This window comes from Cognatilysobacter bugurensis (assembly GCF_014652095.1).
GTDB classification, from domain to species: Bacteria; Pseudomonadota; Gammaproteobacteria; order Xanthomonadales; family Xanthomonadaceae; genus Cognatilysobacter; species Cognatilysobacter bugurensis.
Genome location: NZ_BMYD01000003.1, coordinates 385,056 through 408,386, shown reverse-complemented (window position 1 = coordinate 408,386; position 23,331 = coordinate 385,056). Strand labels below are relative to the sequence as shown.

Genomic DNA, 23,331 nt, shown 5'->3' with positions numbered 1-23,331 from the left:
GGCTCGACTGGAGCGACGGCGCGCCAATCGGTCCGAGCCCATGACCGAAGGCGCGCCGTGCGGGCGGCCTGCGGGAGGTGGAACCATTGAAGCGAGCGCTACCAGCGCCGCGATACCGGGCGTTGCAAGGTATTGCCTCCGCGAATCCGCGCAGCAGCCGGCCGCGTTTGCCCTGCCGCGCCGTCCTGCGTGCCCCGCCTCCACACGGCAGTCGACACCGCTTGAGGCGAACGCCGCGCCCGACTGCAGGAAGGCGGCTCGACCGGCGCGGGCCGGATTGAAAGAGCTTGCCCAGCGAGCCCGACATCCGTTGACTGCACGCAGCTGACTCCAAGAAGCGATCGGGGTTGGCCCGTGATGCGCGCGATCACAAGGCAGATCGAGCGCATGCTCGAGCCTGGCAGGCGATTGCCGCGTGGCGAGTCGCGCTCCCGGCGACCTTGCGAACGCAGCGGGCCACGCAGATCAGTCGTCTCCGAGGTCCCGCCAGTCGTCCACGCTCACATCGACGTCGAAGCGCGCGGCCGCCTCCTTGATGCGCTGCCATGCCTCGTCGCGCTCACCGTCCGTCACGCCCTTGACCTGGTTGAATCGCCCGATCGCGCTGCGCACGTGCCCGGCGTCCTCGATGGGCTCCTTGCGCTGCTTCGGAAAGGCGAATTTCCGGTCTTGCAGGTTGTCGCGCTCTTCGGTGTTGAGCTCGGACATCGAGATTCTCGGTTGTTGTGAGCGTGCCCGTTATCCCGCGTCACCGGTTAAGAGCGCGTGCCGCGCCCGTCCAGCCCGGCCTTTCAAACTTCAACTGCGCGACCCGGGTCGCTCTCGCTTCGGCATTGCCAAACCTGTGCGCTCGGGCCAGGAACGGCGCGCTTCGACGCCCCTCGTTCCGGCGCTGCAACCGTTCAGCGCGCAGCGCCTTCAGGACCACAGAGGGTTCACTCCGATCAAGGCCCAATCAGGGCCCGTAGGAGGAATCGCATGCCACGTACCGTCGAGATCAGCCTGCCAAGCGGCCGCACCGCGAAGTTGCTCGAAAACGTGCGCGTGCTCGACGAGGTGATCGGCATCCGCGTGCAGTCGGGCGTTTCGGTGAAGCCGCCGGGCGATGTCGTCGCGGTCACGATCACCGACCGCTCGCTGCCGCTGCTGATGGAACTGCTCGACCGCCTCGAGCTGACGTCCAGCGATGCGTCGTCGGTCAGCACCAGCCGGCCCGACAGCATCATCTCGGTTCCCGAGAGCGTCCCGATCTCCAGCGATTACAGCCGCGCCAGCTGGGAAGAGCTGGAGAGCATGCTCAACAAAGAAAGCGGGATGAACTTCAGCTCGATGGCGAACATGGCGATCGCGGGATTGATCGCCGCCGCGGGCATCCTGACCAACAGCCTCCACGTCGTGGTGGGCGCGATGGTGATCGCGCCAGGCTTCGCGCCGATCGCACGCATCTCGATGGGCGCGGTCAGCGGCTGCACGGCGTGGCGCCGGGGCGTGCGCGACACGTTCAGGGCATACCTCGCGCTGATCCTCGGCGCCACGATCGGCACGTGGCTCGTCGCGGCACTGGGCCACACCCCGGAGTCCCCCAAGAGCACGTACTTTGCTGGCACCACGCTGCTGGACTACTGGACCGGCCTGACAGCCGCCTCGCTGCTCACCAGCACCGCGGCGGCCGTGTCGGGCGGGATCCTGCTGTCGAAAATGCGCTCGACGCTGACGGCGGGCGTGATGATCGCGCTCGCGCTGATTCCGGCAGCCACCCTCATCGGCATCGGCTTCGCGAGCGGCCGGTTGGACCTCGCCGCACAGGGCGCACTGCGATTGGTCGTCGAAGTCGCCATCGTTGCGTTGATGACGTTGCTCGTGTTCGGGCTCAAGCGGTGGCGGGTCGAGCGGCGTCGGTCTTCGATGTAAAGCGGCGTGTCTGGAATCGCGGCCTAAGGGGCCCCACCACCACGGGCAGCAGGCAGCTCGCGCGCGGGCGCAGTGCCCCGATCGGCCCACTTGATTGCCGATTGCACGTTCGCGTCGTTCCCGGTCGATTCCGACTGCCTCAGTCCATTCGCCGAGGGACACCGGCGGTTGTCACCGGCCGTTGAGCGGCTTTCGAAGAACCTGTGCTTATTTGCAGAGGTGGAGATGAGCGTCGCACCGACACCGGGCGAGATCTTCAAGCGCGCATCGCGCGAGGGCCGCCGCCGGATTGGCCAATCACTGCTGGAGCTGACGGCGACGGGCTTTATCGCGGGGTTCACCACCGTGTTCGGCATCGCCGCGATGGGCGTCGCCCATTCGGCGTTCCTGCCCGCAGGACGCGAGCTCGCGCAACTTGCGGGCGCTGCCGCGTTTGCATTGGGCGTAGTCCTGCTGGTGGTGCAGCGGGCCGAGTTGTTCAGCGAGAACTTCTTCGACCCGCTCGCGTCCGTGTTCGACGACGGCCACGCGGGACTCGCTGGCGGCGTCGCACGCCTGTGGGCGCTGACGTTCGTGTTCAACGCGCTGGGCGGGGCCATTCTCGCCTGGCTGATCACCGTCGAAGGCGTACTGCCGCACGGCGCGCGCGAATCGCTCGCACGCATTGCCGAAGATATCGCCGGGCGCGGGCACCTGGCCGCGTTCGTTTCGGCGGTCATCGGCGGCGCGCTGGTGGCGTCGCTGTCCTACGCCCTGCTTGGCGCCGACAGCGTGTTCGCCCGCATCGTCATGGCGTGGATCGTGGGCTTCCTGCTTGCGTCCGGCCCGTTCGACCATGTCGTGGTCACTGCGTTGCACCTCGTCGTGGGCGTGCTGGCAGGGGCGACGGTCGACACCATGCGGATCGCAGAGATCGTAGGCGTCGACATCCTCGGCAACCTCGTGGGCGGGGTCGGCCTGGTCACCCTGAGCCACGTGGCGCAGGCGAAGGGCTGACCTCAATACGATCGCTGGCGGCGGTCCCCAGGGCGCGTTATGCGGCGTTCGCAGGGTGTGCGCCCGATGTGCGCCCGGCCGAAAAACGCGCCGTGCATTCATCGACCCGCGCAGCGCTCCGTGCTCCGCCTCGTCGGACCGGCTGGCTGAGGTCACCGCCCGTTGCATTGCAGATCACGCCCGCAGACGGCTGAGGGCGACGGGTGCCAGGACGCGCCGCGTGCGCGCCGAGCTTGCCGGAGGCCGTCCGCGGCGGGTGAAGCGGCAATCGGGTGGGGTGCTTGGCAGCGATCGGCGCCGCTGCCGCTGACCGGCCGCGCCGTTTGCCAGCTTGAAAACGGCGGCGGGCCGAACCAGTTGCTCGGCCTGCTGCTCCAACGCACGCACTGAGGCGGTCGCCTCGTCCACCAATGCGGCGTTCTGTTGTGTGCCCTCATCCATGTGGGTCACTGCCTGGTTGATCTGCTCGATGCCCGCGCTTTGTTCGGCCGAGGCCGCGGCGATGTCGGACATGATTCCGGCGATGCGCCGTACGCTCTTGACGATGCCCGTCATGGTTTCGCCCGCCTGCGTCACGAGCGCCGTGCCGTCGCCGACCTTGAGCGAGGACGCCGCAATGAGTTGCTTGAGGTCCTCCGATGCCGCCGCCGAGGAATGCGCGCGAGCGCTCGCACGTCGCTGGCAACCACCGCGAATCCGCGGCCCTGCTCACCCGCCCGCGCGGCTTCCACCGCAGCATTGAGTGCTAGGACGTTCGACGGCGGGCGGCTGATTCCGGCGCCAGGTTCGGGCGCCCGACCCTGCCCGCCTGCGGGTGGTGGGGGCGCTGTCGCGGGCCTACCGCGTCGCAGCCGTTGTGCAGTGCCCAGTCAGCCGGGGCGGCCAAATGGCCTCTTGTAAGGCTTGGCTACCCGCGTGGGAATTTCGGTAAGCGCACTGACCTGATCGCGGTGTTCGATCCGTCTTATGAGTGACCGCCATGGAGCTCTGGCGGCGACCGCGTGGCTGGATGCCCAACGCCCGACACCCGAGACCACCGCCATGCAGTCACCGTCCCGCCGCAACTTCGTCCGCGGTCTAGCCACCGTTCCGTTCGGCCTGTGGCTGGCCAGCAATGCCTATGCGAGCACCCACCACATTCGCTACGACATCGCCACGCCCGAGGGGCAGGAGATGCTCAAGGTGTTCGCGGAGGCAGTGAAGCTGATGAAGGCGCGCAGCGAGGCCGACCCGCGCAGCTGGACCTGGCAGTGGTACACGCACTTCGTCGCCGGCAATACGACGAAAACGAATGAGCTCACGCGCGTCTTCGGCGACACCGCCAGCCCGATGCGCGCACTGGCCGACGAGATGTGGAACACCTGCCAGTCGCACGCGGGCCAGAACGCGAACAACTTCCTGCCCTGGCACCGCATCTACGTCTGGTACATGGAACAGATCGTGCGCGACCTCACCGGCCGCCCCGATTTCACCCTGCCGTACTGGAACTACACCTCGCACGACCCGGCCAAGCGCGGCGTTGTGCCGGCGCAGTTCCGCATGGCCACCGATCCGGTCTTCGGCTCGCTTTATCGATCCAACCGCACCAGCCTCGCGAACACCGGCAAGCCGATCCACCAGGCGCAGCCGACCGACTCGATGGACATCAGTGCTGCGATGGCGGCCGCCAATTACAGCACCGTCGGGGAAGTGCAGGGTTTCTGCCGGGCGATCGATTCGGGCATTCACGGCCAGATCCACGTGCTGACCGGCACCACCTCGAACATGGGCAAGATCTCGTATGCGGCGCAGGACCCACTGTTCTGGGTGCACCACGCCAACGTCGACCGCCTATGGGCGAGCTGGAACCGCAACGGCGGCCTGAACCCGAGTTCGGGCACCTGGCAGGACCGCTCCTTCGTCTTCGTCGACCGGGTCGGCCAGCGCGTGTTGGGCAAGCTGCGTGATTTCTTCGACTGCGGTGTGCTCGGCTACGGCTACGACCGCCTGGTGGCGTCGAACGGCCACGAGGACGGCACGATGTCGACCTTCAGCGCGCGCAGCGCAGCGTCGGGACCGGCGACGCGCGTGCCGGAGCGCATCGCGTCGGCGGCGTCGGTGGAGCTGGGCGCACGCCCGGTCCGGACGCAGCTCAAACTCGGCCAGGGCAAGCCGCTCACTGCACTCGATCCGTCGGGCCGACGCCGCACCTACCTCGTGGTCAAAGACCTGCACACCTGGGCGCAGCCGGAAGTGCTGTACCACCTGTACCTCACGCCACGCGGCAGCGGCCCGGCTCGCGCGCTGCACGTCGGCACGATCAACTTCTTCGACGCCGAGTTCCACGACCATGGCACTCCGAAGCTCGACGAAGCGCTCGGCGAGAACTTCTACAGCTTCGATGTAACGCCGGTGCTGCAGCAGCTCGCGAGGAACGGTGCCATGCGCCCCGATGCGCCGCTGGAGCTCACGGTGGCGCCCGGCGGCAGTCCGGCAGCGGGCGCGAAGCCGCTGGTCGGCAGCATCGGACTCGTGTGGCAGTGACATCGCGAATGCGGCGACCGCGCGCGGATCAGTGCGCTGCCTACGTATTTCGACGCTAAACCAGAAAGCACGAACGCTCGAAGTCTCAGGGCGCATGGCTCGTGCATCAGTCGTGCGCGCCGGAACGACCTGAGCACCCCGTGCCTGCAGCCGACGATTTGCCCAGTGCATTGCGGGATCGCTTGCTGAGATCCGAGGCGGCATCACCGGCCGCCCCGGCAGGCCTGACCGGCAGGTGGGTGACTGATTCGCTATGCAGCGGATTTGCATTCCGTCCAGCGAGCATCGCTTCCCAGTGCTGTCTGGGTCATGCGTCTCGCGGGCTGCATATGTTTGCTTTTCGCCGATAGCGGCCGAGGGCACCTCGAGCAAGGGCCGTCAGCCCCGAGTCATATCGCTCACCGCTTCTACAGCGGCGCCGCGAGTTCGGCTGGCTGTAAGTGCATCGCTCGGCCCAATCAGCTGGGCACGAAAAACCCCGCCACGGGGCGGGGTTGTATTTCGTTGCGCGTTACCTGCTGAGCTTGCAGCAGGCGTAGCGGTCAGCGCACGCCCGGGCGGGGCCCATCGCCGGGCTTGCCCCGCAGTCGCTCGGCATTCGCGGCATCGAGTTGCTCGACGTCCACGTCAGTTCTGCGGATCGTGTCGTTGATCGTCTCCGTATGCTCGACGGCCTTTTTGCCAATGCTGATTTCTTCAACAACACGGGCCTGCTTGTCGATCACGGCTTCCTCGTGCGTCTCGCGGACCTCGATGGTCTTGTCGCCTGCGTCGAAGCCCTGCAGGTCCGCCGCCGTCGCAATGCGATCGACCGGGCGGCGCTCGATTACGGCCTTTTCGTCACGAAGCGTGATCTGCTCGCTCACCGGGGTCTCGACGATATGGCGCCGAACACGCACACCGCCCGCCTGAACTTGGCGCTTGCCGACGCGCAGCTCTTCCTGCAATACCTTGAGCGTCTCTCGGTCCTTGGCGATCTCATCCGGCGTGAAGTCGCGCGCGCCAGCCTTGTAACCGTCGTAGCCGGAGGAGCGCCACGCCTGAACTCGCTCGTCCAGGTCCACTGACCCGGCATTCTCGAGGATGCGTTCGACTTCAGCCGCTTTGTCCTCGTGGTCAAGATGCACCGTCACGACGCTCGACCCGCGTCGCACCGCCTCGGCATAGTGTCCGCTCAGTTCGTGCGCGTCGTTATCGTGGTCGCCGCCACCGAACAGCTTCGAAAAGAAACCGTGATGCTCGTCGGAGCGGCCGCTGGACGACGCGTCCAGGCCAGAACCGTGGTGATGCGCGCGAATACGTTCCTGTTCAATACCGAGCGCTCGGATCTGCTGCACTGCGTTTTCCGCAACAGTGCGATCATCAAAAATGCCGATCAGGTTGACTGCCATCTGTGCTCTCCTTCAATCGAAGGGCGCAGGAATAGCAATGCAAAAGTGACGGGTCTATCGATGAGCTAGGTTGGGCGTTCAGTTCGGCGGGCCTTCGCTTCGCGGACGGTGACGGCCAAGCGCCGCTTGTTGGGCTTCGCGCTTTGCTCTTTATTGGAGCGCGCTCGCCGCGGGACGCTTAGACATGCACCCCCATGAAAAAAAAACGCAGCGGTTTGCACCGCTGCGCATGTTCGACTTGGGCTCGGGGTGCGACGCGCTGACGTCAGCGACGAGCTCCGGGCGCATTGTCGTTGTGGACGACGCGCGTCTCATCCTTGTTCTTGCGAAGCAGGCCCAACAGGCCCAGCAAACCAAGCAGTCCCCACGGGAAGTCGTTGTCCTCTTCGACCTCGACGGCCTCGTATCTGCGGTCCTGCGCGTCTGCGGCGACAGGCGCGGCCGTATCCGCAGTCGGCTCGGCTGTCTGGGCAGCCACCGGCATCGAGAATGCGCCGGCCAGCAGGGCGGCGGTGGCGGCGACGGTCAGCGATTTACGTACCTTCATACGGTGCTCCGAGTTGCTTGCGAGGGATTCGCGTGCTGAACCTAGGCAGGGGCATGTCGTGGGTGCGTTACCAGCCGCGAGCATTCATTCACGCGGCGGCCTGCATTGCGCTGCCGACATAGACGGCCGTCAGTTCAGTCCGTGGGCGGCGCGTCACTGTTTTCAGGCGGGGTGCGCTCAAAGGAGACGGACTCGCGGCGCAGTGTCACCTCGCCCGTGGCACGTGCCTGCGTCGTCCGGCGAGTGACATGCAGCTCTTCGACCAGCACCCATTGTCGAACGAGCCGCTCCTCGTGCACGGGAATGATCAGCGTGTCGCCGTCTTCGCGAGTGGGGACGGGCTCATCCACCACTCGGTCTACAGGCACGCGGCGCACGGCGACGGCGTCGCGATGCAGCGACAGCTCGATCGGCTCGAGGTGCTCCTCGACGTGCTTGCGAATCCGCACGCCACCGCTGTCGACGGTGCGGGTGTGGACGTGCAGGTTTTCTTCGACGATGGGGATGCGCTTATCCATGGGTACTCCGAAGGCGGCGGGGTGATCGGGCCGCCGGTCCGCCGGCGTCGATCGACGGGGACACCCTGCCGTGCAGCAGGTGAGCGCGCTATGCATGAGGCAGAGCTTCCTCGCCAGGCCCGGTTGCGCGTCGCGGTGGAGCGCAGGCCCGGCACTGTGCGTCGAGCGACGCACTGGCTCTTCGCCGGTCGGGGCCTGGTCGTTCCCGTCCGTCCTTCTTGAGCTGCCACCTAAGGGGCGGGAAAGCCGTGACCCGAGATAGCCGAGGCCGGCTTCCGACCCGAAGCGGACATCGTCAGCCCCGTCTATCGCGCCTTTTCCGCAGCTAGAATCCGGGTCAGCACAAGTGGATCAATCGGCTTGACCAGGTGATGGTCGAAGCCGGCTGCTGCCGTGCTCTGGCGATCGGAATCCTGTCCGTACCCCGTCACGGCGATGAGAACGGTTTGCTCCATCTCCGGCCTTTCCCGCAGCCGCCGCGCCAGCTCATTGCCATCCATGTCGGGAAGGCCGATGTCGAGCAGGCACACATCGGGTTGGTCGGCCAGTGCGCGTTCCAGTCCCTGCCGCGATCCGTGCTCCGTCATCACCGTGTGTCCGGAGGCCGCCAGGAACATCTCCAACATGGTGGCCGCGTCCTGGTTGTCGTCGACGATCAGCACGCGCAGCTTTCTGGATGGGGCATCGCGCGTCCCGTCGTCCACGTCACGTGCCCGGCTCGGTTCGCCGCGTTGCCTAGGCAGGCAGACGGTGAACTGGCTGCCCGCGCCGGCCCCTGCGCTGGTGGCCGTCACCGTACCCGCGTGCAGCTCCACCAGGCTCTTGACCAGCGCCAGCCCGATGCCGAGACCGCCCTGACTGCGGTCCGACGCCCGCTCAGCCTGGGAAAACAGCGCAAACGCTCGGCGAGCCATGTCGGTCGACATGCCGATACCGTCGTCCGCGACGGTAATCGAGACCTTCTCGTCCTCGGCCTCGATCGTCAGCACGATGTGGCCGCCTTCGGGCGTGAACTTGGCGGCGTTGTTGAGCAGGTTGGTCAGCACCTGCACGAGGCGCTTCGGATCGCCCGAGACGTCTGCATTGCCGGGCGGTGATTGCAAGGTCAGATGGTGCTTGCGGGCTTCGATCAGCGGGCGAACCTGTTCGATCGCGGTGGACGCGGCCCACTTCAGGCTGACCCGCTCTTTCTCAAGCACCACCAGGCCCCGCGTGACGCGTGAGACGTCGAGCAGATCGTCGACCAGGCTAGTCATATGCTTGACCTGACGCGAAATGATCTCGCTCGTCCTCCTGATCCGCGACTCGTCGGTGGACGGCATCGCAAGCACGTCCGCGGCTGCGCGGATCGGTGCCAGCGGGTTGCGCAGCTCGTGGGCGAGCATCGCGAGGAACTCGTCCTTGCGCTGGTTGGCCTCCCGTAACTCCTGCTCGGCCAGCTTTCTGTCCGTGACGTCACGGTAGAGGGCCGCCAGGCCGTCACCGACTGGAAACGCGCGCAGCTCGAACCAGACCTCGCGGCCGTCCGGGAAGCTGTAGAGGTGCTCCAGCAGAAGCGGTCGCTGCTCGGCGAGAACCCGCTGGTAGAGCGCCCCGACGACGCCGTCCCGAGTGCCCGGGAAAAGCTCCCAATGGTTCTGGCCGACCATCTGCTCGCGGGTCAGCCCGACCAATCGCAGGGCCGTCGGGTTTACCTCGAGAATCGTGAAGTCGCGATCGAAGAGGGTGAACCCTTCGTCCATGTTCTCCAGGACGCCGCGATGGTGGGCCTCGCTCTGCGCAATCCGCCGCTCTGCGAAAACCTGCGCGGTGGTTTCGTTGCACGCGCAGAAGAAGCCGCCAATATCCCCTTGCTCGTCCCGGACAGGGGAATAGAAGAACGAGAAGTGAGTTTCCTCGCGGTACCCGCGCCGCTCCAGCCACACCTCGATCTCGTCCATCTGGACAGGGATGCCGTTGTACGCCTGCTGCACGATCGGGAGGATGTCGTCGCTGATTTCGTGGAGGACATCCAGAAGATCCTTGCCCAGCGCGTCAGGATGTTTATCTGCAAGGATCGCGGCATACGCATCGTTGTAGATGAGCGTCCGGGAATCGCCCCAGGCGACAAACATCGGCTGGTTGGACGCCAGGATGATCGGCACCAGGGTCTGCAAAGCCGAGTCCCACGTATGCGGTTCCCCGAGCGCTGACGTCGCCCACGGATATTCACGGCAACGTGCCGCCATAGAGGTGCCCGCGGAGAACAGGAACGAAGTGCGGTTCATCTGGGCAGTCGATTCCAAGCTGGCACCGATGGTAGCGGCTCCACTGCGATTGCCCAGTTCCTTGCGCAAATGGACCGCGACGGCGGAGGAAGTCTGGCCGAGCCGGAAGACCCCGCACGCGCGGGTGTCCTGCTTGATGGGTACGCCGATATCGGCGCATCAGCGTTCCGGCCGCCGCTGACCAGCTTGCCGTTGTTGATCAGCCAAGGTCCACCTGCGATGCGATGCGGACGTTCCAAGGAGGTCCATCCGTTTGTGCCCAGCCCGCGCTGCAACCCGGTGAGGCGCCAAGGAGCCCGCTCTCCCTGTCCCCAAAAATCGACGATCCGACCGGCGCCCCTGACGGCGGAGGCGACGCCTACTCGCTAAGATGGCAGGTTCAAAGCACCCACTGGGCACACGATGGTCTGGCCTGTAGACGGCGGAGAGATGGGTGCGCGCATCCGGCAGTTTGACTGGGGATCGACCCCGCTCGGACCGATCGAGCATTGGCCCCAGAGCGTTAAGACCGCCGTCGACTTCATGCTTGCCGCTCCCCAGGCGGTATTCGTGTTCTGGGGCTCGGACCATCTCCTTCTATTCAATGATGCCAGCCTGCCCATCCTGGGCGAGAAGCAGGAGTGGGCGCTCGGCCAGCCGTTCGGACTGGTCTGGAGCGAGATCTGGGAAGACTTCCGACCTCTGATGGAAGAGGTCATGGCCGGGAAGTCGCTTTACTTTGAAGACCAGGCCATTCCCGTTACTGGCCGACCGGCACGCCCGATCGGCTGGTTCACCTACTCCTAAACCCCACTACGTGACGAGTCAGGGCGCATCCAGGGTGTTTTTTGCGTCGGCACCGAAACCACTGAAAAGGTGATTGCCGACAAGTCGCTGGTCGAATCCATGGACGAGGGCTTCGTTGTATTCCAGACCCTCTATGACGAAGGACGCGCTTACGACTTCCGTTACCTTGCGACCAACCCAGCGTTCGAGGCGCAGAGCGGAGTTACAGGCGCTCTCGGCCGCACGTTCAGGGATGTTTTTCCGGACATCGAACGTAGCTGGATCGAGACATTCGCCCAGGTGATGAGCACGGGCCGCAGCGCCCGATTTACACAGGGGGCGGCTTCGCAAGGCAAGTGGTATGACTGCTTCGCATTCCGCTACGGCGCCGAGGACAGCACGCGCCTGGGCGTACTGTTTCGCGACGTCACGCAGGCGCGGCTCATCGAGCAGGAGCTAGCCGATGTAAGCAGGCGAAAAGACGAGTTCCTGGCGATGTTGGCGCATGAGCTGCGCAACCCGCTGGCACCCATCGCGGCAGGTGCCAGCCTGTTGGAGATGGTCAGCGGCGACGCGGAGCGCGTGAAGAAAACTGGCGCGGTCATCGCCCGTCAGGTGCGCCACATGACAAGTCTCGTGGACGATTTGCTCGACGTATCGAGGGTGACGCGCGGGGAGGTCAACCTCAACCTGTCGGAGGTGGACCTTCATCAGGTGTTGCTCGAGTCCATCGAACAGGTGCGTCCGCTGTTGAAGGCGCGACGGCATGAGTTCAGTCTGGACGCGCCGCCGCTGGCGGCTTTGGTCGACGGCGATCCGAAACGACTGGTGCAAACCTTTAGCAACCTGCTGACCAATGCAGCCAAGTACACGCCCGAGGGCGGCGGCATCAGTGTGTCGATGCGCGTGGCGCAGGAAACGGTTGAGGTTTCGGTGACTGACACGGGGCCGGGCATGTCGCCTGAGCTGCTCAAGCAATGCTTCGAACTGTTTGTTCAAGGTGAGCGAACTCCAGAGCGCGCTGGCGGTGGACTGGGGATAGGCCTCTCCCTTGTGCGCAGCATCGTTGAGCTGCACGGGGGATCCGTCCGCGCTGAGAGCCCCGGCATCGGCAAGGGCAGCCGCTTCACCGTATCGCTGCCACGGGCCGCGGGCCGGAGGGGCGCGAAAACGCTCCCGTCACCCGCGGCCCAGCAGCAGGATCGTGCGGGTGAGCGCCTGAAGGTCCTGATCGTGGACGACAACGAAGACGCCGCCGAGATGCTTGGCATGCTGGTCGAGGCGATGGGGTATCAGGCCGTCATCGAGGGCCGTCCAGTCGATGCACTGAAGCGCATCGACGTGGAGCGGCCTGATCTTTGCCTGCTTGATGTGGGCATGCCCGAAATGGACGGGTATGAGCTCGCCCGAGCGATCCGCATGCATCCCACCTGGAGGCGGCTCACTCTGGTCGCCGTAACCGGGTACGGACAACCTGAGGATCGCAGGCGGGCAATCCAGGCGGGGTTTGACGAGCATTTTGCCAAGCCGCTGGACCAAGCGGCTTTAGCTGAGTTACTTGCTGATCACGCGCGCTCGAAAAGACCGCCGGAATAGCCTGTGACCATCGGTGGGTGCTCGGGGAATCGGTGATCCCAACCCTCAAACGTGCGCTGTGCTTCTGTGGCGACGGGCTGCGCGACGACCACCTGCTGGCGGTGGCAGGTTGAACTGCTGTCGATAGCGGACCTGGTCAATAACAGCGACCTGGTCAGCTCGGCCCGGAACTCCTGATCAACGGGACCGGCACATGCAGGAACCTTGTCCGGGTCGGCCAAAGACGTGGTGAGGTCCGCTTCTGGCCGGAAGCGGACGAGACGTCATAGCAACCACAGCAGGACAGAGGTCCGCGTCCTGCCTTCCGGAAACCCCGGCCGAGCCGCCACGTGCGGATCACGGACGTGATGGGCCGGACCTCAGCGAGATTGACATCAGGTGTCACTTGGCAGGCAGATATGGAAATGCTTCGCCGGCGCTGCGCACAACTGCGGGTGTCGGTCGCTGTGTATCCTTGAGGCTCGCCACCTGCGCTTGCTGACTCGCTCAGCGGTGACAGTTCGTCCGAGTTTGCGCGGCGTCCCGAACATGGGTGAGTTCATCCGTGGACATGCCCGGCAGTGACGAAGGCGAACGCCATCGTACTCGCGGCTCGCGCCGCCTCCGGCCCTGCGTCCGCTCTCGCGCGTTGCTCCGATGAAAGCTTTGAAATATCTCGCTGGCTATCCACCGCACGTGCTGGCTCGCGTACAGGCACTGATCGAGCAGGGCCTGTTGGGAAAGGTGCTCGCCGACAGGTACGACCAGACGCATGCCATCCGCAGCGATGGCCAGCTCTACGAGTACGTCCAGGCGCTCAAGGAGCGGCACCTGCGCCAATCGGTCCCGCTGGGCAAGGTCGTCTACGACAGCAAGCTGCAAGTGATGAAGCACGCGCTTGGCACGCATACGACCATTTCCCGCGTCCAGGGCGACAGGCTCAGGACCAGCCGCGAGATCCGTATCGCCACGGTGTTCCGGGACGCGCCAGCTGAATTTCTGAAGATGATCGTGGTGCACGAGCTGGCACACCTGAAGGAGGCCGAGCACGACAAATCGTTCTACCGGCTATGCACCCACATGGCGCCGGACTACCACCAGTTGGAGTTCGATTTGCGCCTGTATCTGACTCATCTCGACGCAGATAGGGGCTGAGGGGCTACCGGCGCATCACGAAGGCTGGGCTGGCTGAGACGAAGATGTGCTTTCGGCGACTCCACGACGAACAACCGCCCCGCGTGGTCGTCGGCTAGCGACTCAAAGCGGACGTCGTGCATGGCCGCTTCTTCTCTCAAATTCACGTCCACCCTCGCAGCAGAGAAGCGCGATCCTGAAATCCGTTGTGGATGTGTCGCGAGGATCGCCTGATCGAAGCGGGAGCCTCCGGGCACTGCTCGAGAGGTTCACTCGTCACCGAACGCGTCTGTCGACGACAAGCCTGACTCCAATCCACAACAGACGAGCATTCAGCGACAGAGCCAGCAACCGGCGATGACGCGCCGCTCTAAAGCTCGCCGTTCAGCCGCGACGTTCGGTTCTTGAGAATAGGGAGTAGGGTGACTGGTTCCCGACGTCACATGCGTCGCGGATCACCCCCGGAGGGGGCGCAGCGTCAGGCGGTCTATCCCCTGAGGCTTCTTGTACGTAGCTTCACGCCGCACTGGCACTGCCCCGCGACCTACGCCGCCCACTGAATCTTCAGGTGGCAGCATGAAACTTCTTGTTTTCCGTCGCGCTGAATGCGTGCTCGTCCTCTCTCCCGAGCTGCTGGAGCCCCCCGCTCCCAGGTATTCCGCTGTGCTCCAGGCCAGTTCGGGCGTCAGCCTGGACGTCGAGCAGCTTCCCTCTACCGTTGCGTCCAGCATCAAGCGCCAAGGGTTCGCGGTCGTCACGGGCGATGCCCGCGCTCGCCTCGAGGTTGCCATGCAGCTCGCCGCATACGGCGGGCCGGAGGGCACATCGGCCGAGCCGCGTGCGCACAGCGGCAGTGCGCTTTCGGGTGTGCTTGGCGCCCACGCTGCAGCTGCATTGCGGGCACAGGTGTTCGAAGGTGCCGACGGGTCCGTCTGGGTCGCCGCAGCCGCCACGCAGGCGCCCATCCCCGCGTCTGAATGTCCGGCCTGTTATCCCATTGGAGAGGCGCGCATTCCGCTTGCTGCGCTGAGCGACTCCGTTCTCCTGCAACTGGCACGCGTGGGCTATGCGGCGGTCAACGCCGACGATCGCACTGTCACGCTGAGCTCGGTCACCGCCTGGGCTGAACCGTCGCGCGGAGCACAGCTGCGCGGCCCCGCTACGAGCGCCCGCTCCAATGTCGACGCCGACGCCTCTAAGCACGGGCCGGCCCGCCCGACCGACGAGCCGCGCGGCGCGCACCTGGATTTCGAGGCTCTCTTCAAGGCGTCGCCCTATCCCTACCTGCTGATTGCGAAGGACCAGACCATCCTCGGCGCAAACCCGGCGTACCTGACTGCAGCCGGACGCAGCGTGGACTCGGTCGTTGGGCAGCGGTTGTTCGATGCATTCCCGACCAACCCGGACGATCCGGCGTCGACGAACACGGGTGAAGTCGCCCGGTCCATCGATATCGCCGTTTCGACCGGCAGATCGCATACCAGCCCCCTGCTCCGCTACGCGACACCGCGCGACACACCCGAAGGCCGTGTGTTCGATGAGCGCTACTGGAGCGTTGTGCACACGCCGGTGCTCGATGCCGACGGCAACGTCCTGTACGTGTCGCAGAATGCCATCGACGTCACCGACCTCTACAGGTTCGACCCCGCGAGCCAGCACTACTTCCTGCGCAAGGAAGCCGACGCCGTTCCGGACGTCGCTGAATTCAACCGGCCGCAGTTGCACGAAGCAATGACGCGGATTCTCGGCGTCGAGCGCAACCAGCTGCAGACGCTGTTCGACCAGGCGCCCGGGTTCGTGGCAGTGCTGATGGGCAAAGAGTGCGTCTTCGATACGGTCAACCAGGCGTACTACCAGCTGGTCGGCCACCGCGACGTCATCGGGCGGCCCGTCATGCAGGCACTGCCCGAAATCGCCGGGCAAGGCTTTGAGGAGATATTTGCCGAGGTCCTGGCGACGGGTAAGCCAATTGTTCTCTCCGAGCGGCAGGTCGCTCTCCAGCGCGCCCCCGACGGACCATTGGAAGAGCGCTATCTCGATCTGCTGTTCCAACCGATCTTCGACAGCGACGGACGCGTCACGGGCATCTTCAACCAGGGCCAGGACGTCACTGAGGGTTGTAACGCCCGACGCGCCCTCGGAGAGAAGCTCGAAGAACTCGCGGAGGCGAAGCGACGCAGCGCGTTCCAGCTGCAGCTGGCCGATCGGCTGCGCCCGCTTCACGACCCAACGGAAATCTTCCGGCAATCCGCTGCACTGATCGCCGGGCACTTCCATGCAGCACGCCTCGCATACGGCGAATACCACCGCCTGCAGAAAAAAATGAGGTTCCACGCCGAGTACCTCGAGAACGAAGCGACGCATGCGCCGCTCCAACCGGCGGCCGTCGAGTTCGAAGCGTCCGACGCCGAACTGATCGAGAGCGGCGGCATCTGGGTCAGCGACGATCTCTCGCGGGATCCACGCACCGCCGGGCCTGAGACCTGGCAGACGTTCCAGGCGCTGGAGGTGCATGCGGCAGTGGTCGTGCCGCTGACCCAGCAAGGGCCGACGATCGCCTGCCTGTTCATCGGCTCATCCACCCCGAGAGCGTGGGCGACGGCGGAGCTCGATCTGCTGAAAGAGGCGGCCGACCGGGTATGGACGGCGGTAGAGCGCGCGCGTGCCGAAGAAGCACTGCGGACCGCGGACGAAAGAAAGGATCAGTTTCTGGCGATGCTGGCGCATGAACTGCGCAACCCGCTGGCGCCGATCCGTGCGGCCGCCGAAATCCAGGCGTTGACGCCGGGCGACGTGGAGCGTGTCGTCGCCACGAGCGCGATCATTTCAAGGCAGGTCAAGCACATGACGAGTCTGGTGGACGACCTGCTCGATGTGTCGCGGGTAACGCGCGGCCTCGTCACGCTCGAGGTGCTGGAAGTCGACCTCAAGGACGTGCTTGCACATGCCCTCGAACAGGTGCGACCGCTGATTGAAGCGCGCGGGCACGTGCTTTCGGTGCAACTCGCGCCCGCCGTCGCGCATGTGGCCGGTGACGAGAAGCGTCTGGTGCAGGTGTTTGCGAACGTGCTCAACAACGCTGCGAAGTACACCCCGGAAGGCGGCCGCATCCGGGTCGAGACCCAGATGGGCGAGGACTCGATCCTCATTACCGTCGCCGACAGCGGTATCGGCATGTCGCAGGAGATTGTCCGGGACGCCTTCGATCTCTTCGCGCAGGCCGAGCGAACCTCCGACCGTGCACAGGGCGGGCTTGGGATCGGGCTCGCGCTGGTCAAGCGCCTGGTCGAACTGCATCAAGGCTCGGTGTGTGCCAGCAGTGCCGGGCTGGGCGCGGGCAGTGAATTTCTGATTCGCCTCCCGCGGCTGAAGGTCAGTGCCACCGCGACGTTGGTTGCCCGACCTGCACTGACCGCCAAAACCCGGGCGTTGCGTGTGCTGGTCGTCGACGACAACCGCGATGCCGCGGCCATGACCGCCATGCTGATCGAAGCATCCGGTCACACGGCATATGTGGCATACGATGCAGCCGAGGGACTGAAGCGCGCGCTCACGGAAAAACCCGATGCCTGCCTGCTCGACGTGGGCTTGCCCGGAATGGATGGAAACGACATGGCCCGCGAGCTGCGCCGCAACCCGGTGACATCCGGGGCGATGCTCATTGCCATCACCGGCTATGGGCACGACGAGGACCGCAAAGGCACGTCCGAAGCGGGCTTTGATCACCACCTCGTCAAGCCGGTCGACCCGAATGTTCTGGCGGGACTTCTCGCGCAGACAACGAGGCACGCCGCCGATGTCCAGTAAACGCCAGCCACTGCGACCCACGAAGCCGCGATGTTCACTGCCGGAGGCGGCTTCGCCTGTACGGGTAAAGCTTCCACCGTTGCCGCAGGGTCGAGGGCGTGCCGCCCGATCACCTGCGGCACTTGAGCGGATACGCGCGGGCGGGCCCCAAACCAGGAGCCGCATTGCGCGGCTTGCCGGCTGAGCAAGATGCGTGCGCTGGCTGTAGTGCGGCAGATGGGGGAGCGACCGTTCATCTCCCGGCCGCCTCGGTGGGGCCGCGTCACGGCGCGGGCAGCGCACTCGCGCGGTCGTTGCTCAAGCGTGTTCAATGAACACGACCCTCGTAACCGGCAGGAGGACGGGATTGCGCACTTGCGCGCCCGTTGAATCAAGCGCATACCGGTTGGTTGGGGAAACACGTTCTTCGACTCCCGCGTCAGACACACCCGGCCTCAATCGGGCTCCCCGTCTGCGCCCCGCTGCTGCAGTCGCACCGCCTAAGCCTCTTGCCAGACGCTCCGGTCCTGCTTCTGGTCCGTGACGTCCGCTGGTCCCAAGAGGCTTCTTCCCGATGAACGCGATCGACAACGGACACATCACTCCACTGGAGGCGATGGCGTCCAGAGACATCCCGAATGGGACGGATCATGTGTCTGACCCCAGCCCGGAGCCGGTGGCCTGCTCGGCCAGCCTTTGCAGCGGTCTATGCGCGCCAGATGTCTACGACGCAGATGCGTCTGCGGTCCGCGTAAACGTGGCCGCGCGTGAGACTGAAGCTCGGTGGCACGACGCCCTGCCGTTGGAAGCGGCCGCCAAGCGCGAGCCACGCGACGCGAAAACGGAGCTGACGATCGCTCTGCGAGAGGCGCTCGCGCGCCGCGAGTTCGTACTGCATTACCAACCCAAGGTCTCGCTAACGACGGGAGCCTGGACGGGCGTCGAAGCCCTGCTCCGATGGTTGCGGCCGGGCCACGGCATGGTGCCGCCCTGCGAGTTCATTCCGCTTCTCGAGGAGTCCGGTCTGATCGTGCCGGTCGGCGCCTGGATCATCGACGCAGCGTGCAAGCAGCTTGCGGAATGGCGTGCCCGCGGTATATGCCCGCTGCCGATCGCCGTGAACGTCTCCGCGCTGCAGATCGCGCGATCGAATTTCGCGGCTACTGGGAAAGCCGCAGACGCTGCTGCCGAGCTTGCCGGTGGAACCACGGGTTTGGTCGGCACCGTGGAAGCCGCCCTGCGCACCCATCGGGTGCCGTCATTCATGCTCGAGCTCGAGATCACCGAGAGCGCGGCGATGGCCGATGCGGACAACAGCATCCACATGCTCGAGCGCCTGCGCGCGATGGGTGTCAGGTCGTCAGTCGATGATTTCGGCACGGGCTATTCCAGCCTTTCGTGCCTTCGTCACTTTCCCCTCCACACCGTCAAGATCGATGGCAGCTTTATGCGCGAGGTCACCGAAAGTGCTGAAGGTGCGTCAATTGCGGCGGCCATCCTCGACATGGCGCACCGACTTGACCTGAAGGTCATCGCCGAATGCGTGGAGACTGCGGAACAGATTCAGTTTCTGCAGGCGCACGAGTGCGACGAGGCACAGGGGTATTACTTTTCCGGGCCATTGCCCCCGGTTGCTCTCGAGAAGCTGTGGGCGGCGACCGGTGGCGCCTTCAGGCAGCTGGCCGAAATTTCGGTTCGCGTCGATATCGACCACGCCTGCGCGGCGGCATGGCCCGAGTGCAGCGCGTTTGTGCTCGCGTTGCTGACAGGCTCCCGCAGCGAGGGCATCCACCTGATCGAGCGGCGGATGGCGCGCGGACACGGCCTGGTCGAGGTCGGTTGCGAGCTGATCCGGCCCGCGCTCTACCGCGTCGGCTCGCTCTGGCGGCGCGGCCAGGTCAGTGTGGCTGAGGAGCACCTGGCAACCTCATTGGCGCTTTCGATCATGGTTGAACTCCACGCGCGTCAGCCCGCAGTCGACCGGAACGGAAAGAAAGCCCTGCTCGCGTGTGTGCGAGGCAACCATCATGCGGTGGGAGTGCAAATGCTGTCGGACGCATTCGATGGCGCAGGCTGGATCGCGCACGGCCTGGGTGCAAACGTGCCCACAGAGGTTTTGATTGAACACATCAGGTCGTGGAGACCGCACATCGTCGGGCTGTCCGCGTCCCTGCCGGAACACGTGCTCGAGGTGAAAATCGCCGTAGCACGGCTGCGGGCGTCATTGGGAAGCGACTGCCCCGCGATTCTGATCGGCGGCCAGGGCTTCGCGGCTTCACATGTGCCCGCGGAGCTATTGAACCAGACGATTTGGGCGCCCGATGCGGAATCTGCCTTGGCCGCTGCCGAGCACGCGTGCCGGTCAGTCGAGGGCGACACGCGGTCGAGTGGCTCCCGAGTCGGCGGCCGTGCTTCGTTTGGGGAGCGCTGATCACGTGAACTCACCGTGGCGCATGTTGGGCCGTATACCCGCCGCTGCCGGCCGCAACCGCACGCTGATGCGCCTGCTCGCGATCATCGTCGCGACGGCGGCGTGCACCGCGCTGCTCATCGTGATCGCCGCCAACTTCTCGACGCCGGAGAAAAATCTCGAGCGCAAGATCGAGCACCGCTACGGGGTTGCGGACGAACAGTACCGGCGTGAGATGTCAGTTCTGCTCGGTCCCGCGGTATTGCCGGGCAATCGCATCACACCGCTGCACAACGGTGACGAAATATTTGCCGCCATGCTCGACGGAATAAGAAGCGCGCAAAAGACGATCACGTTCGAGACGTACATTTACTGGTCCGGTGAGATCGGCGATGCATTTGCGGACGCGCTGGCCGAGCGCGCCCGGGCCGGAGTCAAGGTGCACGTCACGCTCGACTGGGCCGGCAGCATCAAGATGGATAACGACCTGCTCGAGCGAATGCGCGATGCAGGCGTGCAAGTCCACCATTACCGCCCACTTCGCTGGTACAACCTCGGCCGGCTCAACAACCGTACGCACCGCAAGCTGCTGGTCATCGACGGCAGGTTGGGCTTCACCGGCGGCGTGGGCGTGGCGGACCAGTGGTTGGGAGACGCGCAGAGCCCGGATCATTGGCGCGATATCCACTTCCGCGTCGAGGGCCCGGTCGTTGCGCAGCTGCAGGCTGCATTCAACGACAACTGGATGAAGACGACCGGCGAAGTGCTCAACGGGGCCGCGTACTTTCCACCGCTTGCGCCTGTAGGCGACACCCCGGCCCATCTGTTCATCGCTTCGCCTGCCGGTGGCAGCGAAAGCATGCACCTGATGTACCTGATGGCGATTGCGGCCGCCGACGAAACCATCGACCTGGCAGCGTCCTATTTCGTGCCCGACGAGCTCATCACGCGGGCGTTCATCGCGGCGCGACACCGAGGCGTGCGGGTGCGGGTGCTGCTGCCGGGTCCGCACATCGACTCGGTCACCGTCCGCTTCTCCTCGAAAGCTTCATGGGGCCCGTTGTTGCTTGCCGGCGTCGAGGTCTATGAGTACCAACCGACGATGCTGCACGCGAAGCTGTTGATCGTCGACGAGGAAATGGTGTCGGTCGGCTCCACGAACTTCGATATCCGCTCGTTCCGTCTCAACGACGAGGCAAGCCTCAACATGTACGACGCCGACTTCGCGGCGCGGATGACGCGCACGTTCGAGGCCGACCTGAAAAATGGACAGCCCTATCTGTACCAGGAATGGGACAACCGTTCGCTGCGACACCGTGTGGTCGAAACGCTGATGGTGCCGCTCCGTACTCAGCTCTGATCGTTCGTTCGCCGGGCGGTCGACGGCGCTCGCGACGCGTGTAGGCGAAGCCTCCCCCTAGAGGAGCGCAGGCACGCCGTCCTCCTCGGCGTTGCGATGGACGTCGTCAGGCGTGGGCCGCACCGGGCCGACGACGGTCTGGAGCTCGACTTCGCCCTGTTCGCGTGCCGCACCGAGGTCGCGGTAGACCCGCTCCATCTGGGCGTCTTCTGCAACACGAACCACGTAGGTCGCCCGGTTGCGCCCGCTGCCCTTGGACTCGTAGAGCGCAAGGTCGGCGACGTGCATCGCCTCTTCCCAGCGTTGGCCGTCCTTGAATGGCCACACCACGGCGCCGGCCGAAGCCGTCACGTGGATCAGCGCGCCATTCACTTCGAACGGCTCGGTCGCAATGATGTCGAGTACCCGCCGCGCGATGACCGCGAGGCCATCGCGGGACGCGCCCGGAAGCACCAGCAGGAACTCCTCGCCGCCCCAGCGCACCACCGCGTCCTGATCCCGGACCAGTGATTGCAGGCGACCGGCGACGCCCTTGAGCACGGCGTCGCCCGCGACGTGGCCGTGCGCGTCGTTGACCTTCTTGAAGAAGTCCACGTCGATGACCATCAGGCCCACGCCGGCCTTTCCCTCCCCGTTGAGGTCGCGGGCGTGAAGCGTCAACTCCTGCTGGCCCATGAGGCGCTCGCAGTGACGGCGGTTGTACGCGCCGGTCAGCGGGTCGTGGGCGGACTGCTCGCTGAGAGCGGCGTTGTCGTCTTCGAGGAGCCGGTTGCGCCGACGCACGTGCCGCAGGCCGAGCCAAAGCAGCACGGTGCCCAGCGCGAACGCGACGGCGACGGCGGCCCACAGCCGCTGCTGCCAGGTGCGCGCCTCCACCTCCGCCTGGCGCCGCGCGCTCTCCGTCGAAAGACGGTCGATTTCGTGCGACTTCCGCTCGGCGGAGAACTTCTCCTGCAGCTCGACGAGGACCGCGTCGCGCTGGGTCTGGGTCAACTCCTTGTCGAGCGCGATGACGCGGCGCAGCGTGGCGAGCGCGTCGGCGGGGCGCCCGACGAGTTCGTAGACGTTGGCCTTCTCATCCAGCAGGTCGATGCTGGCGCGCTTGTCGCCCGCGCCCGCCGCCAGGTCGCTGCCCTTCTGCATCAGGGCGAGCCCGGAGCTGACCTGCCCCATGCGGGCCATCGCGCTGCCGCGGTTGCTGACGGCAAAGGCGACTGATAAATCGTCCCCCAGCTCGTTCGCCAGCGCCTCGGCGCGGCGGGTCACCTCGATCGATTCGGGAAACTGCTTGGCGTAGATGTGGTACGCCGACAGATTGATCAGCGTCGTCAGCGAAAAGCGCTCCATGCCGGGCACGCCGTTCGACAGGCGCAGGGCGTCGGTCAGTGCGGCGTGGAACTTCGGGAGATCGTCCCGCCCGCCGTAAACGTAGCTCTGGTTGTTGCGCATGCGCGCCATCTGGTACGTGTAGCCGATGCGCTTGGCGAGCGCATAAGCCTCGGTGGAGAGCGCCAGCCCGCGATCCAGATCTCCGCGGGTGAGGTTGGCCCGCGCCATGATCGCGAGCACATCCACCTGTCGAGCGGGCTCATCCATCCGCATCGCGAGGTCCGCGGCTTCCACGCCTGCCTTGATCGCCTCGTCGAACTCGTCACCGTGCTCCAGAACGCTGGCGTGCGCGGTCATGATCTCCAGGCGCTGTGCCTGCTCGGCAGACGGCAGGTGCTGGAGCGCGCGCGTCATGTGCGCGCGGGCGTCGCCAGGCTTCTTGTTCGCGGCTGCGAATTCGGCCTGTCGGACCAGCTGCAGCACGCCGCAGGGTTGGCACCCGCGTTCGGTTGCCAGCGTGCCGAGCGCCTTGATCGCCTGCTCGGCGACCGCGTCCTCACCGGCGACGGTCGCGTAGTCGGCGAGCGCCGCCTGGTAACGCTGCTGCTTGTCCAGCGGTGCATCAGCCGACGGCCTATCGGGCGCCGCCTGCAGCGCCCGAAGCGCCACCAGCGGTGAGGCGTAGCCCTTGCGGCCGTGCTGATCGAGCAGCGCATCGACGGTGGACGGCGCCGCGACCGACGCGGCGGACGCCGTCGCGGTCAGGACCAGGACCACGGCGGTCAGGTGGGTACGAAGCGACGGCTTCATGGCGCATGC

General features: G+C 65.6%; 15 protein-coding genes and 1 pseudogene. 9 read left to right on the top strand and 7 right to left on the bottom strand.

From position 1 onward, the window contains the following. Positions 1–465 precede the first annotated feature (465 nt). Positions 466–708 carry a DUF6582 domain-containing protein gene (locus tag IE075_RS11355; RefSeq protein ID WP_189456594.1) on the bottom strand — a complete coding sequence of 81 codons (243 nt, stop codon included), beginning with the start codon at positions 706–708 and terminating at the stop codon, positions 466–468. Positions 709–978: 270 nt separating this feature from the next. Between IE075_RS11355 and IE075_RS11350 the strand changes: the two genes are divergently transcribed. Together IE075_RS11350 and IE075_RS11345 are read left to right on the top strand one after the other, a co-directional pair. Next, positions 979–1,911, top strand: a complete 933-nt coding sequence (locus IE075_RS11350; protein WP_189456592.1) for a DUF389 domain-containing protein — start codon at positions 979–981, stop codon at positions 1,909–1,911. Between the two features lie 225 nt (positions 1,912–2,136). Then, positions 2,137–2,907, top strand: a complete 771-nt coding sequence (locus IE075_RS11345; RefSeq protein ID WP_189456590.1) for a formate/nitrite transporter family protein — start codon at positions 2,137–2,139, stop codon at positions 2,905–2,907. A 174-nt stretch (positions 2,908–3,081) separates the two neighbouring features. Here the strand turns inward: IE075_RS11345 and IE075_RS11340 are convergent. Then, a pseudogene (locus tag IE075_RS11340) lies at positions 3,082–3,665 on the bottom strand (methyl-accepting chemotaxis protein); the annotation flags it as partial. 283 nt (positions 3,666–3,948) lie between these two features. On the opposite strand from IE075_RS11340, the gene IE075_RS11330 reads away from it, so the two are divergent. Next, positions 3,949–5,430 (top strand): tyrosinase family protein, encoded by a 1,482-nt coding sequence (locus IE075_RS11330; protein ID WP_189456588.1) that lies wholly within the window; start codon positions 3,949–3,951, stop codon positions 5,428–5,430. A gap of 542 nt (positions 5,431–5,972) precedes the next feature. On the opposite strand, the gene IE075_RS11325 is transcribed toward IE075_RS11330, so the two are convergent. From IE075_RS11325 to IE075_RS11310, 4 genes are all read right to left on the bottom strand, one after another. Continuing rightward, positions 5,973–6,821, bottom strand: a complete 849-nt coding sequence (locus IE075_RS11325) for a YsnF/AvaK domain-containing protein (protein WP_189456586.1) — start codon at positions 6,819–6,821, stop codon at positions 5,973–5,975. 265 nt (positions 6,822–7,086) lie between these two features. Then, positions 7,087–7,368 carry a WGxxGxxG family protein gene (locus IE075_RS11320; protein WP_189456584.1) on the bottom strand — a complete coding sequence of 94 codons (282 nt, stop codon included), beginning with the start codon at positions 7,366–7,368 and terminating at the stop codon, positions 7,087–7,089. A gap of 134 nt (positions 7,369–7,502) precedes the next feature. Continuing rightward, positions 7,503–7,886: a DUF2382 domain-containing protein gene (locus tag IE075_RS11315; protein ID WP_189456582.1), complete on the bottom strand. Its 384-nt coding sequence runs from the start codon at positions 7,884–7,886 to the stop codon at positions 7,503–7,505. Positions 7,887–8,191: 305 nt separating this feature from the next. Next, entirely contained in the window at positions 8,192–10,153 is a 1,962-nt protein-coding gene (locus tag IE075_RS11310) for a hybrid sensor histidine kinase/response regulator (RefSeq protein ID WP_229792473.1), read from the bottom strand. Positions 10,154–10,582: 429 nt separating this feature from the next. Between IE075_RS11310 and IE075_RS11305 the strand changes: the two genes are divergently transcribed. From IE075_RS11305 to IE075_RS11280, 6 genes are all read left to right on the top strand, one after another. Further along, a complete protein-coding gene (locus IE075_RS11305) occupies positions 10,583–10,939 on the top strand; it encodes a hypothetical protein (RefSeq protein ID WP_189456580.1) in 357 nt (118 codons plus the stop codon). Between the two features lie 69 nt (positions 10,940–11,008). Then, positions 11,009–12,514: a hybrid sensor histidine kinase/response regulator gene (locus tag IE075_RS11300; RefSeq protein ID WP_189456578.1), complete on the top strand. Its 1,506-nt coding sequence runs from the start codon at positions 11,009–11,011 to the stop codon at positions 12,512–12,514. A 636-nt stretch (positions 12,515–13,150) separates the two neighbouring features. After that, positions 13,151–13,648, top strand: a complete 498-nt coding sequence (locus IE075_RS11295; protein ID WP_189456576.1) for a YgjP-like metallopeptidase domain-containing protein — start codon at positions 13,151–13,153, stop codon at positions 13,646–13,648. A gap of 555 nt (positions 13,649–14,203) precedes the next feature. After that, positions 14,204–17,434: a hybrid sensor histidine kinase/response regulator gene (locus IE075_RS11290; protein ID WP_189456574.1), complete on the top strand. Its 3,231-nt coding sequence runs from the start codon at positions 14,204–14,206 to the stop codon at positions 17,432–17,434. A gap of 553 nt (positions 17,435–17,987) precedes the next feature. Beyond that, positions 17,988–19,844 (top strand): EAL domain-containing protein, encoded by a 1,857-nt coding sequence (locus tag IE075_RS11285; protein WP_189456572.1) that lies wholly within the window; start codon positions 17,988–17,990, stop codon positions 19,842–19,844. 73 nt (positions 19,845–19,917) lie between these two features. After that, positions 19,918–21,183, top strand: a complete 1,266-nt coding sequence (locus IE075_RS11280; RefSeq protein WP_189456693.1) for a phospholipase D-like domain-containing protein — start codon at positions 19,918–19,920, stop codon at positions 21,181–21,183. Positions 21,184–21,240: 57 nt separating this feature from the next. Here IE075_RS11280 and IE075_RS11275 read toward each other — a convergent pair whose 3' ends face one another. Next, positions 21,241–23,322: a tetratricopeptide repeat-containing diguanylate cyclase gene (locus IE075_RS11275; RefSeq protein WP_189456570.1), complete on the bottom strand. Its 2,082-nt coding sequence runs from the start codon at positions 23,320–23,322 to the stop codon at positions 21,241–21,243. Between the last annotated feature and the right edge of the window lie 9 nt (positions 23,323–23,331).